This window comes from Orrella marina (assembly GCF_003058465.1).
GTDB classification, from domain to species: domain Bacteria; phylum Pseudomonadota; class Gammaproteobacteria; order Burkholderiales; family Burkholderiaceae_B; genus Algicoccus; species Algicoccus marinus.
On record NZ_CP028901.1, the window covers coordinates 3,846,248 to 3,859,879 of the forward strand.

At 57.0% G+C, this 13,632-nt stretch carries 14 protein-coding genes; 13 read left to right on the forward strand and 1 reads right to left on the reverse strand.

All coding sequences use genetic code 11. The features are described 5' to 3' along the window. Window position 1 precedes the first annotated feature (1 nt). The 4 genes from DBV39_RS17540 to DBV39_RS17550 are packed head-to-tail and all read left to right on the forward strand — an operon-like array spanning window position 2 to window position 3,442. Window positions 2-1,231, forward strand: a complete 1,230-nt coding sequence (locus tag DBV39_RS17540; RefSeq protein ID WP_108622650.1) for a diaminopropionate ammonia-lyase — start codon at window positions 2-4, stop codon at window positions 1,229-1,231. Then, entirely contained in the window at window positions 1,228-1,368 is a 141-nt protein-coding gene (locus tag DBV39_RS20485) for a hypothetical protein (RefSeq protein ID WP_322348725.1), read from the forward strand. The genes DBV39_RS17540 and DBV39_RS20485 overlap by 4 nt, the downstream gene beginning before the upstream one ends. Further along, window positions 1,365-2,504, forward strand: coding sequence for a M20 family metallo-hydrolase (locus tag DBV39_RS17545; RefSeq protein ID WP_322348726.1), 1,140 nt, complete (start codon window positions 1,365-1,367; stop codon window positions 2,502-2,504). Before DBV39_RS20485 ends, DBV39_RS17545 begins: the two co-directional genes overlap by 4 nt. A 2-nt stretch (window positions 2,505-2,506) precedes the next feature. Further along, window positions 2,507-3,442 (forward strand): N-carbamoyl-D-amino-acid hydrolase, encoded by a 936-nt coding sequence (locus DBV39_RS17550; RefSeq protein WP_108622651.1) that lies wholly within the window; start codon window positions 2,507-2,509, stop codon window positions 3,440-3,442. 42 nt (window positions 3,443-3,484) lie between these two features. Here DBV39_RS17550 and DBV39_RS17555 read toward each other — a convergent pair whose 3' ends face one another. Continuing rightward, window positions 3,485-5,083, reverse strand: coding sequence for a sensor domain-containing diguanylate cyclase (locus DBV39_RS17555; protein WP_108622652.1), 1,599 nt, complete (start codon window positions 5,081-5,083; stop codon window positions 3,485-3,487). 116 nt (window positions 5,084-5,199) lie between these two features. Here DBV39_RS17555 and DBV39_RS20355 point away from each other — a divergent pair, with 116 nt between their 5' ends. The 9 genes from DBV39_RS20355 to DBV39_RS17595 all read left to right on the forward strand — a co-directional run bounded on the left by DBV39_RS20355 (window position 5,200) and on the right by DBV39_RS17595 (window position 13,541). Next, window positions 5,200-5,322, forward strand: coding sequence for a hypothetical protein (locus DBV39_RS20355; protein ID WP_265416014.1), 123 nt, complete (start codon window positions 5,200-5,202; stop codon window positions 5,320-5,322). A 217-nt stretch (window positions 5,323-5,539) separates the two neighbouring features. Further along, window positions 5,540-6,658, forward strand: coding sequence for an ABC transporter substrate-binding protein (locus DBV39_RS17560; RefSeq protein WP_108622653.1), 1,119 nt, complete (start codon window positions 5,540-5,542; stop codon window positions 6,656-6,658). A gap of 24 nt (window positions 6,659-6,682) precedes the next feature. Continuing rightward, complete coding sequence (locus tag DBV39_RS17565) at window positions 6,683-7,555, forward strand: branched-chain amino acid ABC transporter permease (protein WP_108622267.1); 873 nt, start codon at window positions 6,683-6,685, stop codon at window positions 7,553-7,555. A 5-nt stretch (window positions 7,556-7,560) separates the two neighbouring features. Then, window positions 7,561-8,445 carry a branched-chain amino acid ABC transporter permease gene (locus tag DBV39_RS17570; protein WP_108622268.1) on the forward strand — a complete coding sequence of 295 codons (885 nt, stop codon included), beginning with the start codon at window positions 7,561-7,563 and terminating at the stop codon, window positions 8,443-8,445. Continuing rightward, window positions 8,442-9,188: an ABC transporter ATP-binding protein gene (locus DBV39_RS17575; protein ID WP_108622654.1), complete on the forward strand. Its 747-nt coding sequence runs from the start codon at window positions 8,442-8,444 to the stop codon at window positions 9,186-9,188. Before DBV39_RS17570 ends, DBV39_RS17575 begins: the two co-directional genes overlap by 4 nt. A gap of 2 nt (window positions 9,189-9,190) precedes the next feature. Next, entirely contained in the window at window positions 9,191-9,910 is a 720-nt protein-coding gene (locus DBV39_RS17580) for an ABC transporter ATP-binding protein (RefSeq protein WP_227870697.1), read from the forward strand. A gap of 69 nt (window positions 9,911-9,979) precedes the next feature. Next, window positions 9,980-11,170, forward strand: a complete 1,191-nt coding sequence (locus DBV39_RS17585) for an acyl-CoA dehydrogenase family protein (protein WP_227870698.1) — start codon at window positions 9,980-9,982, stop codon at window positions 11,168-11,170. Window positions 11,171-11,184: 14 nt separating this feature from the next. After that, window positions 11,185-12,762 carry an AMP-binding protein gene (locus DBV39_RS17590; RefSeq protein ID WP_159079023.1) on the forward strand — a complete coding sequence of 526 codons (1,578 nt, stop codon included), beginning with the start codon at window positions 11,185-11,187 and terminating at the stop codon, window positions 12,760-12,762. Continuing rightward, window positions 12,759-13,541 carry a citryl-CoA lyase gene (locus DBV39_RS17595; RefSeq protein ID WP_108622658.1) on the forward strand — a complete coding sequence of 261 codons (783 nt, stop codon included), beginning with the start codon at window positions 12,759-12,761 and terminating at the stop codon, window positions 13,539-13,541. Before DBV39_RS17590 ends, DBV39_RS17595 begins: the two co-directional genes overlap by 4 nt. Window positions 13,542-13,632 lie beyond the last annotated feature (91 nt).

The window sequence follows — 13,632 nt, forward strand, 5'->3', positions numbered from 1 at the left end:
CATGTCAGAAATCAAAAGCGGTGTATCGGTCGCTGCGTATCGCAACCCGGGCGCTGCCCAGCCAGATGCTTCTTATAGTCCGATGCTCGATCATGTCCTGAACCAGGACGGGTTTGATCAGGCACAACGTGAAATCGGTCAGTGGCCAGGCTATGCGCCGACACCGCTGCATGGTTTGCCCGTCCTGGCCTCGGATCTGGGTCTAGGGCAGCTTTTTTACAAGGATGAGAGCCAGCGGTTCGAGCTAAAGAGCTTCAAGGCGCTTGGTGGTGCATATGCCGTGCTACGTCTGCTCCAGCATGCCATCCGTGCTGTGATGCCCGATGCTGTTGTCGGTGTGAGCGACATTCTCGACGGGGCGTATCGCGATCTGATCCGTCAGATGACGGTGACATGCGCAACCGATGGCAATCATGGCCGCTCAGTTGCCTGGGGCGCCCGTCTGTTTGGCTGCCGGTGTGTCATCTACGTGCACGCAACTGTCAGCGAAGGACGTGTTCGGGCAATCGAAGCTTTCGGAGCTGAAGTGATTCGACTTGACGGGAACTATGACGATTCCGTACGCCATGCACAGCAACAGGCTGAGCAAAATGGCTGGACCGTTGTCTCGGATACAACCTACGAAGGCTATCGGGATATTCCGATCGACGTCATGCACGGTTATGGCGTGATGGCGCGAGAGGTCATTGATCAGCTCGGTGGCCAGGCGCCAACCCATGTGATTGTTCAGGCCGGTGTCGGTGCGTTTGCTGCGGCCGTGTGTGCGGCCTTCTGGCAGCACTGGGCTGACAGACGCCCCCGTTTCATCATCGTGGAGCCTGAGCAGGCAGCCTGCTTCTTTGTCAGTGGACAGCAGGGTGAGCCGGTCGCTGTGACCGGCGAACTCGATACCGTCATGGCAGGTCTGGCTTGCGGCGAAGTTTCCCCTGTTGCCTGGGAGGTCCTTCAGAGTGGATGTAATGTGTTCAGCACTGTGGGTGATGCCTATGCACTTGACGCCATGCGTCGTCTGGCGAATCCCGGGCGAGGTGATCCGGCCATTGTTTCTGGCGAAACCGGGGCTGCAGGGCTCGCATTGCTGCTCGCTGCAAACCAGTCTCCAGAAATCTGGTCGTTGCTAGGACTCGACAATCAATCGCGTGTACTGATTCTGGGTAGCGAGGGTGATACGGATGCCGAGATTTTCGAGAAGGTGGTTGGTCGGACTGCGCGCGAGGTGCTGGCATCATGAGTGCTGACAACCCGACCTCAGAGGGGCTGAGTGATGCCAACCGTCTGTTGATCAACGATAGCCGGCTGCTCGATAGCCTTCAGGACCTTGCGCGGATCGGGGCCACACCCGAAGGGGGAGTTGCCGTCTCGCATTGACCGAGGACGACAGACTGGGCCGTGACTGGATCGTCGCACGTATGAACTCCCTTGGCATGTCTGTCGTCGTTGACCGGATCGGCAACATCTTTGGTGTGAGGCCAGGCCTGGACCCTCAACTTGCGCCCGTCATGACGGGCTCGCACATTGACACGGTGCGCTCAGGCGGAGCCTATGACGGCAACCTGGGTGTGCTGGCCGGGCTCGAAGTGGTTGCCACACTTGATGAAGCAGGGATCCAGACCGCGCGCTCACTGGTCGTTGCAGTCTTTACCAATGAAGAGGGCGCAAGGTTTGCACCCGACATGATGGGGTCATTGGTGTACGTAGGCGGGATGGACCTGGATCAAGCTTTGCAGACACGTGCGATTGACGGTGAGGTGCTGGGACAGGCACTACAAGCCATCGGATATGCCGGTGACGCTCCATTGGGACTGTTCCGGCCAGACGCGTTTGTGGAATTGCACATCGAGCAGGGGCCGGTCCTGGACATGGAAGGTGTGAAGATTGGCGTGGTTCAAAATCTGCAAGGAATCTCGTGGCAGCGAGTCGTCATCATTGGGCAGTCGAATCACGCCGGGACCACGCCGATGCACTTGCGCCACGATTCCGGTTACGCGGCGAGCGCCATCGCATGTTTTGTGCGCGAACTCGCCCGCGATATGGGTGGGGATCAGGTTGCCACGGTTGGCAAGGTTGATCTGACCCCCAACCTCGTTAACGTTATCGCTTCGCGGGCCGAGTTGACGGTCGACCTGCGTAACACCGACGAGGCGCTTTTGAAGCAGGCTGAAGTCCGACTTGCAGAATTCTTATACAAGCTCTCCGAAAGTGAAGGGGTCAGCATCGACTCCACGTCGCTGGCCCGCTTCGAGCCGGTGCAGTTCGACACTGCACTGGCTGACCGGATTGCACGTCACGCAACGTTGCTCGGGCTGTCGAATCGTCCGATGACCTCGGGTGCTGGACATGACGCCCAGATGCTGGCGCGCATCTGTCCGACCGCAATGATATTTGTGCCGAGCGTCAAGGGCATCAGCCACAATCCGGCCGAATTCACCGAGCCTGATGATCTGGTGGCAGGCGCCAATGTACTGCTCGCCACGCTTTATGAACTTGCCCAAAGGGGAAATTAAACATGTCCAGAGTGCTGACCGTCGGCGCAGCCCAGCTCGGTCCAATTGCCTTGAATGAATCCAGAAAAGTGGTCGTTGAACGACTGGTCAGTCTGCTGGAGCAGGCGGCCCGTCACGGCTGCGACCTGGTGGTCTACCCGGAACTGGCACTGACCACATTTTTTCCGAGGTGGTATTTTGAAGACCAGGCGCAGGTGGACGCGTTCTTTGAGCGACAGATGCCTGGGCCTGATACGCAACCCTTGTTTGATACAGCCAGAAAGCTCGGTGTCGGGTTCTGTCTGGGATATGCAGAGCTCACGCAAGAGGATGGGCGGGCGCGACACTTCAATACGTCCATCCTGGTGGATCAGGCAGGCGAGATCGTTGGTAAATACCGCAAAGTGCATTTGCCGGGACATGCCGAGCATGAGCCTTGGAGGGCATTTCAGCATCTGGAGAAGCGTTACTTCGAGACCGGGAATCTCGGGTTTCCAGTGTTTCGTGCGTTTGGGGGTGTCATCGGGATTGCGATCTGCAATGATCGTCGCTGGTCGGAAACCTATCGGGTGATGGGGCTGCAGGGTGTGGAGATGGTGCTGATTGGCTACAACACGCCGGTGCACAATCCACCTGCGCCCGAGCACGATAATCTGTCGAACTTTCATAACGAACTGGTCATGCAGGCAGGTGCCTATCAGAACGGAACCTGGGTAGTAGGGGTGGCCAAGGCAGGTCACGAAGAGGGGGTGGACCAGATCGGGAACTCTATCATCGTTGCACCGTCAGGCGAGATCGTGGGTGCATGCAGCACGCTCGGGGATGAGCTGGCGATTGCTCGCTGTGATCTGGATCTGACCCAGTCCTACAAGAACACGGTTTTCAATTTTGCCATGCACCGCGAACCACACGCCTACGGTCTGATTGTCGAGCGCAAGGGTGCGATTGTGACGGTGTGATCGCTTGAGTCAGATCAGGGCTCTGGGCTCAGGGCTCGCCGCTTATGCCCGGACTTTCTGTGTCTGATCTGCCCATGCCATCTGAACCTGATTTCGTCCATTGTGCTTGGCTTTGTAGAGCATCTGGTCGGCAACTCGCATCACCTCGTGGATATTATCAACCTGTTCCGGCCAGAGGGCCACACCAATTGAAATGGTGACACGGCCGACTCCCGGAAAGAGGGCCGATTCAACGGCTTTACGCAGTCTTTCCGCGATCTGATACGCGGCTTGCGCGGTGGTGTCTGGCAGCAGCAGCGTGAATTCCTCACCTCCAATTCTGCAGGCCAGGTCATCATTTCGCGTGTGATGCGTGATCAGTGAGGCAATCTGTTCAAGTACCTGGTCTCCCACCGGGTGTCCGTAAGTGTCGTTGACACGCTTGAAGAAATCGATGTCGACTTCCATGAGAGCAAAAGGTCTGCCCTCGGCCTCCCAGACAGTGAGTGCGGTTTCTTGCCGTCTTCGGTTGAAAAGCCCGGTCAGTGCGTCTATCTGGATATCGTGATTGAGTTTTTCGATGGTGCCTCGCACCATGTCAGTGCCAAGGATCATTGCGCGCTTGAGCTCAGCGGCCTCGAAATACCAGGATTTGACTGATCGTATCGCTTCTCCAACCCCGGGTTGATCCAGATTTCGGGCGGAATCGGCCAGTTTCCTGAGCGGTAAGGTGATTCTTCTAGACATCCACAGAATGCCAAGCGCAATCAGGGCGGTCAAGGGTAGCGACCTGATCAGCACTTCTTCAGTTGCCTTGCTGAGCGGGGCCAGTGCCAGGTCGGTTGGCTTCTGGACCACGACCCCCCATCCAGTGTGTTTGACGGGTGCAAATCCTGCCATCACGTCCAGGTTCTCGGCATTGGTCAGTCGGGTGCCGCCAGTCTGGCCTTTGAGAACCTCCTGATAGAGCATTCTTGGCGGCGCTTCGGTGCCAATCAGATCGGATTGACGGTGGTACAGGATCTTTCTGTTCTGGTCGATGACGCTGACGTAGGAGCCATCCTGGTAGTAGTGGTTTCCGAGGATGTCGTTCAGGATGTTGTTTGCCAGCAGGTAGATCGTCCCGCCGACGTAGCCAAGGTACTTGCCGTCCGGTGCGAAGACAGGCTGAGAGATAAAGATGATCAGATTGCCAGTTGATGAAACAAAGGGTGAGCTGATCCATCCCTGTCTTTTCTCCAGCGCCGTGCGCGAAGACTCAGAGGTTAGTCTGGAGTCAACAAGACCCAGGTCAGGATCTGTAGCCAGAACGGTTCCCAGGTGATTGACAGTCACGACTGAATTGAAGCTGTCTGTCTGATGTTTGAGACGCCTGGTTTCAGTTGCGATGGCTTTAGGGTTGTTCCAGTTTTTACCGATCACAGCCGCACCAAAGGCCAGTTGTTGCAGGGCGGTTTCGAGAAACTCGTCAATGCTTGTGGCGAGCTTGGCGGCGTATGCCCGATTGGCTTGCGTGACGGTGCTGACCAGCAGGTCCCGTTGCACCCGGTAGCTCACAAAAAGACTGTTTACGAGCACCACGATCACACTGGAGATGGCCAGTAGCAAGATCAGCTGGAGCAGGTTGATGCGGATTGAGCTTCTTTTCTGCTGAGTTCCCATCGAATTATCTTGTTAAACCGGGTCTGGTTGTGCGTCGGACAACGTGCTGATAGTCAGCGTCGTTACGGTATCTCTACACCGGGAGCTGCGCTGTGCTGTTGGGCGGATGCTGCCAGATGTGTATTCAATCAGGAGTCTATAAGGCGATCCGGGTCGATGGGGCGGCAAGCGTGCTGGCCATGATGTATATCAATTTTTGTGTGCTGGCTCAGTCATGTGCTGTGAGTCTGGGTGAGTAAATCTCAGCCCTGCACTCTGCTGGCGAACCTGGTGTCAAGCGAACCCGGGTTGTCCCTGCTTGGGGATTACTCGAGGTTGACGTCACGTTGTTGTCATTGCATCGTTATATGCACAGGTCAAGAACTGATTTACAAAAATTTACAAGACCCATGACCTCGCAGCGTCTGACGGCCGTCCATTAGCGCCGCAGAGGTCTTGATCTATGGAGACATAACCATGAAAAAAGTACTGGGTGTCTTGGCTCTATGCCAGGCTCTTGTGGCTGCACCTGCGCTCGCGCAGGATATCAAGCTAGGTGCCGCGTTCCCCATGAGCGGGGCCAATGCGGAATACGGTGAAATTTTTTCCTCAGGTGTGAACCTGGGGGTGGAGCACGTCAACGCTGACAAGCGTCTTAAAGGCACCATGGCAGTGGTCTACGAAGACAGCCAGGCATTGCCGACGCAGGGTGTGATTGCAGCCAACAAACTGATCAACGTTGAAGAGACCCCTTACATCCTGTCCGCATTCACAGGTGTGTCGAAGGCACTGGCACCACTCGGTCAGCGCAACCAGGTCGTGATGATCAACGGGGGCGGTGTGGGCCCCGATCTGGCTCAGCTGGGCCCATATTTCTGGAACGTGATTCCGCTGGCCAACCTTGAGGTTGAAACCATGGTTCCGTTCCTGGTCAATGAAAAGGGTCTCAAACGGGTGGCGCTGGTCTATGTTGATGATCCACTGGGCCAGGCTGCTCGTGAAGTGCTGGACAAGGAGCTCAAGGCTGCGGGTGGAGAACTGGTGGGTGCTTTTTCCATTCCAGCAACAGCGCAACAGTTCTCGGGTGTTGCCGCCCGGGTGCGTGACACCAGACCCGATGCCGTCTATATCGCGTCCTATGGCAACCAGCAGGTACAACTGGTCAAGCAGTTGCGTGACAATGGTGTGAGCCAGCCACTGGCAAGCTACTCAGCCTTCTCGATCCCTTCCCTGCTGAATCTGCCGGAAGCCAAAGGTAGTTATTTCACCAGTCAGCAGATCAATCTTGACAGCCCGGATGAGCGCACCAAGCGCATGGTTGCCGACTATCGCCAGAAGTTCAACAAAGATCCCAACATGTACGCGATCAACTACTACAACGCGGTCCTCCTCTATGCGGATCTGGTCGAGGCCCTGCAAAAGGAAGGCAAGGCGATCACGGGAGCCAATCTGCTCGAGCAGCGCCAGAAAACTCCGACGTTTGATTTCGTGGGGTCGCCGGTCTCGTTCCTTGAGGACGGCACCGTGAAATCACCCGTCCAGATCAACGAGATTGCTGGTGACGGGTCATTCACCTTGCTCAAGGCAGGCAAATAATCAGCTTCAAGGAAGAGTGGCGTCATGCTGTATTTGCAACTATTGGTTAACGGCATACAGACCGGGGCGATGTATGCCCTGATTGCCGCGGGATTCTCGCTGATCTTCGGGATGACCAGGGTGTTTCACGCGGCACATGGTGCCACCTTCACGATTGCCGGTTTCGTGTTCTACGAGTGTTACCAGGTGTTCGAGCTCGGACTGATCCTCTCGGTTCTGGGCTCGGCCCTGGCTGCGGGTCTGTTTGGCATGTTGCTCAACCGCTGGGTCTATGTGGTGATTCAGCGCCATGAGGGGTCGTTTTTTACCGTCTTTGCGGCGTCATTTGGTGCTGCGATCGTGGTCGAGAACCTGATCGCCATTTTCTTTGGCAAGGGTCTGATGACGGTCAGCACCGACTGGAGCCGCAGTGTCGAGATGATGCCGGGGCTCTTTGTTGCACCGATGTCGTTTGTCGCGGTGATTGTGGCCATCGTCTGCTTTGCCATTTTGCACTGGCTGTTCACCCACACGAGTCTGGGGGTGGCGCTACGGGCGCTGGGCGAGAATCCGATGCTGATCGATGTGTTCGGTCTGAACCAGCGCGAGCTTGGCAAGTACGCCTTTCTGATTGGGTCCGTGCTGGTGGTGCCGGCTGCGGTGCTCACGGCCACGACCACCGGTTTGAGTGCCTCGATGGGGCATCACATCATGATGATCAGTATCGCGGCCACGATCGTGGGGGGTGTGGGCAGTCTGCGAGGCGCGGCCATGGCCGGGATGCTCTTTGGACTGGCCGAGAACCTGAGTCTTGCATTCTTTGAGCCGCAGTGGAGCGAAGCGGTCACCTTCGTGATCCTGTTTCTTTTCATCATCTTTCGTCCGGGCGGTTTCTACGGGCGAGCCATCGTGTCATAAAAGCCATGCTTGCCTATCTTCAGAACATTTTCATCCTGTTCTCGATCAACGCGATTCTGGCGCTGACGCTGAACTTCATCATGGGCTATGCGGGCATCTTCTCGCTCGCCCATGCCATCTTCTTCGGGGTGGGAGCCTATACGGCTGCCTACGTGGCGTTGAACTTCACCGATTCGCTACTGCTGTGCATGCTGGCGGCCATGGGCTTGTCCGCCATTCTGTCCATGGCACTGGCCTTGCCCGCGCTGCGCGTGCGCGGTGAGTACTTTGTAGCGGCGTCCCTGGGCCTGCAGATTATTGGTGTGACCATCTTTTCTGAATGGAAGTCGGTCACCGGTGGTCTGGGCGGCATGGTCGGCATTCCGCCGCCGGTGCTGTTTGGCTACACGTTCACCAGTACCAGCCAGTTCGTGGGGCTGTCGCTGGCGATTTTGCTGGGGGTGCTGGGAGTGCTGGCGCTACTGGTCAGGGGCAGCTTTGGACGGAGCCTGATGGCCATTCGCGATAGCGAATCGGCCGCCCAGGCCTACGGCAAGCACGTCAACGCGATCAAGACGCTGTCGGTTGCGGTGTCAGCGGCGCTCGCGGCGCTGGGTGGCGGCTTGTACGCGTTTTACATGAGCTTTGTGAACGTCGAGGTGTTCACGCTGAATATGTCGATCCTGCTGATGGCGATGGTCATCATCGGAGGCACCGGCACGTTGATGGGGCCACTCGTGGGGGCGGCCATCGTCATGGCACTGCCTGCGGCACTGACCTATCTGCCGTTCATTCCGCCGGGCGAGCTCGGCACGATCCAGCAGATCATCTATGGCGCAGCCATGGTCATTCTGATGATGTACCGGCCGGGTGGTCTGGTTGGTGGACGCAGCAAGGAAAAGTCAGCATGAGTCAAACGCGTTCCTCGAACGAGATCCTGCTCGAGATCCGGGGTCTGAACAAGAATTTTGGTGGTTTGCAGGCGATTTCCGATGTGTCGCTGGATTTGCCTGCGGGGATCATTACGACCCTGGTCGGACCCAACGGCGCGGGCAAGACGACGCTGTTCAACATGGTGACCGGGCACCTGGTGCCTACGAGCGGAACCATCCACTGGCTTGGCGAGCCGCTGGTGAGCATGCCCCCCTGGAAAATCGCGCGAAAGGGGATCGGGCGCACCTTTCAGGATCTGCGGCTCTTTAATCACATGACCGTGCAGGAGAACATCCAGAGCGTCATGGAGAACAGCAGCTGGCTGTGGCAGTTCGGTGCCTCTGATGCGGCGCGCATCGACGAGATTCTGGAGGAGACTGGCCTGGCCGGCAAACGCAACGAGCGGGCCGTGGATCTGGCGTATGCCGAGCGCAAGTTTTTAAGCATGGCCCGGATCATGGCAGCCAAGTCCAAACTTTGGCTGCTCGATGAGCCAGCCTCTGGTCTGGATCCACGCTCATTCGATCGTTTCGTGGCGTTGCTCAAGGACTACGCGCGTCGAGGGGTGACGATCTGTATCATCGAGCACAACCTCGATATCGTGATCCAGCTCTCGGACACGGTGGCGTTTCTGGATCAGGGCAAGGTGCTGGCACAAGGATCGTCAGAGGAGATTCTGAAAGATCCCCATCTGGCTGCAATTTACTTTGGAGATCGATGAGCATGTCGACATCGTCTTGGTTTTTGGAAGGTCGCGGGCTCAAGGTCGGCTATGGCGGGCGCCCCGTGCTCGAGGGGTTTGATGTCAGACTCGGGTACGACGAGGTGCTGTGTCTGATCGGTCACAACGGGGCTGGCAAGTCCACGCTGCTCAAAGCCCTGTTCGGGCTGGTGGCGCCCTCGTCCGGTGAAGTCTGGCTCGAGGGCAAACCAATACAGAATCTGAACTCCCGATTCATGAATGCCAACGGGATCGCGATGGTGCCCGAAGGGCGCGGGATATTTCCGGGGCTGAGTGTGGCCGAGATCATGCGGCTGGGGTTCTGGGCGGCCGGGATCAAGCCGGCTGATCAGCAGGCGCGCCTGGAGTGGGTGTTCGAGATTTTGCCGATGGTCAAGCGGTTCTATAACCAGCGTGCCGGCACGCTTTCGGGTGGGCAGCAGCAGATGGTGTCGCTGGGCCGGGCGTTGCTGAGTCAGCCGCGTTGTCTGTTGCTTGACGAGCCGTCGATCGGACTGGCACCGAAGCTGTTTCAGGACCTGATGGGCCCGATCAAGGCGTTGCAGCAAGAGCGAAAGATGTCGATCCTGATTGTGGAGCAGAACGTCAAGGAGGCGCTCAAGATTTCGGATCGGGTGATCGTGATGAAGTCCGGGGCACTGATCAAGGAGGGAGATCCCGCCGAGTTCAGTGACAACACGGCACTGATGGAGCTGTACTGAGCCATCCGTACTAACGACGGAACTGGAACGGTGAGACGTGACCGGTGGCATCTTTTTACGAAGTGATTCATGACTGAAATGAAACTGGACAATACAGCACCCGGACAGCCAGGTGCTGACACATGGTCTGATGAAGATCTCGACCTTCTGCGGCAGACAGTTCGACGCTTCGTGCAGCAGCGTTTGCAGCCGCTTGAGGCGGCGATTGACCAGGCCGATGATGTGAGCCCGGAGCTCGATGCAAAGATCCGCCAGGAGGCGCTCGAGCTTGGCATCTATGGGTTCAACTTCCCGCAGAATCTGGGAGGTCCCGGTCTGAGCGTGAAAGCGCGATGTGTGATTTACGAGGAGATCACTCAGACCTCCATGCCGCTGGTCGAGGCACTGGGACATCTGCCACTGACGCTGGCTTACTGTGACAGTGGCCAGAAAGCGGGCTTGCTCAAGGAAATCGTTTCTGCACGCAAGCTCATGACATACGCCCTGACAGAACCAGGCGCTGGCTCCGATCTGGGTGCGATCCAGACTCGGGGTGTCAGCGTGGAAGGCGGATGGTTGCTCAATGGCAGCAAACAGTTTATTTCCAACGCACAGACAGCGGATTACATTGTCGTTCTGAGCTGCACCGACCCTGCTGCACCAATCAAGCGGCGCCTGTCGACTTTCATCGTTCGCAAGGACAATCCAGGCATCAAGGGTATGGTCCGCTACCAGAAGATGGGTTGGCGTGGGTATCACCTGAACGGATTCTCGCTTGAGGACTGTTTTGTACCGCACGAGGATGTGCTGGGGGCGCCCGGGCAGGGGTTTGAAGTGATGATGAGCTGCATCAATACAGACCGGGTGTTCTCGGCTTTCCGGGCGTGGGGAATAGCCAGGCGCGCCCAGGATATGGCGATCGAGTATGCCCGTGAGCGCAAGGCGTTCGGTGCCAGGCTGGCCGATCACCAGGCTATCCAGTTCATGCTGGCCGACAATGATGTCGAGCTCAGAGCGGCCAGTCTGCTGGCACATGAAGCAGCCCACCTGACTGACATCGACGACCCGCAGGCACGAATCGCCGCATCCCGGGCAAAACTTTATGCCACAGAAATGGGAAGCCGCGTGGTGGACCGGGTGATGCAGATCTTTGGCGGGATGGGATATATGACAGAGTTGCCGATCGAGCGGTTCTACCGCGATATGCGTGCGTTCAGGATTGGGGAAGGAACCTCCGAGATGCAACGCATCCAGATTGCCCGTCATATTTTGCAGCATTGAAGGTTGATGTACAGATGGAAACCATACCGACCAGTTTTTCTGACATTCTGCTCAAGCACCCTGACTTGCCGGCGTACGTCTGTCTTGATGAGACCGTCACACGCGCCGGGCTGGCCCGCGCATCCGACCGGATGGCTGGCTACCTGAAGTCCCGGGGTGTCGAGCGCGGCGACACAATCTGTGTCTGGTTGCCTGACGGCGGTGTCTGGCTGCAGCTTTTGTTTGCTTGCGCACGTCTGGGTGTTTTGATGGTGCCGGTGAGCACGCGGCTTCGCCATGATGAGGCGCTGCATATCGTTAAAACTGCTCAGGGCAAGCTGATTTTTGTGCAGCCGGAATTTGTCGGTTATGACTATGGAGCAGTGGCGAGGCAGATTCAGTCAGAGGTCCAGAGTGTTCAGGATGTGGTGGATGTGTTCAATCCTGCGGGACTGTTCGATACGGGTGATGTGACGCCGGTCTGTGCTGACGAAGGTGAACTGACTGATCTGCTGTGCACTTTCAGTACGTCCGGGACCACTGGTAACCCAAAGCTTGCCACGCATACCCAGTACGGAATCTTGCGCCATGCCTACGAAGTTGCCCGCTTTAGCGATGTGGTGCCAGGCGATAGCTCATTGTGTGCCGTCCCTCTTTACGGGGTGCTGGGATTCATGCAGGCGCTTAGTGCTCTCGCAGGTGCCGGGCAGTGCGTGTTCATGCAGACATTCAATCTGGAGCGAGCGGCAGAACTGGTCGAGCAACACAGGGCGACGCACTTTTATGGAGGTGAAGGACTGTTCGACGACCTGATTTCCGTACCCGGAAAAGATCCGCGGTCATTCAAGGTGGCAGGATTCGCCGAGTTCAACGGACGCGGGCTTGAAGTGACCGAGAAAGCGCGTCGTCTGTACGGGATCCGCATGATTGCGCTTTACGGATCTTCAGAGTGTTTCTCCATCATGGCTGGCCAGTCCAGGGAACAAGATGACGCCGCGCGTGCCGTGCCAGGAGGCAAGCCCATCTGCCGTGATATCGAATTCAGGGTGGCCGATCTGGAAACCGGCGAGACCTTACCGAAAGATCAGCGTGGTGAACTGCAGTTCCGGGGTTACAACGTCATGGCGGGGTACCTGAATAACCCGGACGCGACTTCTGACGCGTTCACGGAGGACGGGTGGTTTCGCAGCGGGGATCTCGGATATGTCTACGCAGACCGCTTTTCTTACGTTGCCCGGATAAAGGACACGATGCGACTTCGCGGATATCTGGTCGATCCGGTCGAGATCGAAGAGTTTCTCTTCAAACTCGATGGTGTCAAAGATGCACAGGTGGTAGCGTACCGTCACCCGGGTAAAGGAGATATGGCGGTGGCGTTTGTGCGCAAGTTGGCATCTGGTAATGCGCCGGACCACGTCACTGAGCAATGGCTGTATGAGCAGTGCAGAGCGGGCCTTGCCAACTACAAGGTGCCTTCGCACTTTGTGTTCGTTGGTGACTATCCGCGCAAGGAAGGCCCAAATGGTCTGAAAATTCTGAAAAACAAGATTCGGGACATGGCGCAAGAGATCGTCATGCAACATAACCATCAAGTAGGAGCAGCAAGTCAATGAAACGAGCAGAAATCAAATCAGACATCGCATGGAGTGCCCCTGACAGGGTCATGATTCATGGCTATAACCTGTGTGATGAAATTGTTGGCAAAGTCGATTTTGGGCAAATGACGTTTCTGCAGATTTTTGCCAGAATGCCCAAGGACGACAACGAACTCAGGATGTTTAACGCCGTGATGGTGATTCTGGTCGAGCACGGGATCACGCCCTCCTCACTGTCTACACGACTCACCTATTGTGGCGCACCTGAGTCTGTCCAGGCTGCCGTTGCTGCTGGGCTTTTGGGGCTGGGTTCAGTCTTTGTCGGATCACTCGATCAGGCCGCTCGAATGCTGCAAACTGCGATCCCCGACCCCTCCAGTCCGGGTGATCTGAAGGCCAAGGCGCTCGAAATCGTCGATGATTACATGCAACGTAAGGCCATCATTCCCGGTATCGGACATCCATTTCACAAGCCGATTGATCCCAGAACCGTAGCGCTCTTCAATGTGGCGAAGGAAACAGGCTATTACGGACCGTTTGCTGACCTGATCACCTTGATCGGACAGACGGCAGAAAAGCGCACGGGCAAGGTTCTCCCGGTCAACGTGACCGCAGCCATGGCTGCGGTGGTTTCGCAGATGGGGATCGATCACCGTGTCTGTCGCGGTCTGGCAGTCGCTGCGCGTGCAGTGGGTCTGGTTGGTCATATCATTGAAGAGTCCCGCCAACCCATGGCAGGCGAGATCTATATGCGTCTGGAGCACGAGGCAAGCCAGCATCTGGCACCCAAAGACTGAACCAGGTTCCCGACGCCCGGACGAACTTTTCTCGTTTTTTGAACATCAGTCCGCGCATTCCCCCGCCAGGCGCATGGATGCGGAGCATCCT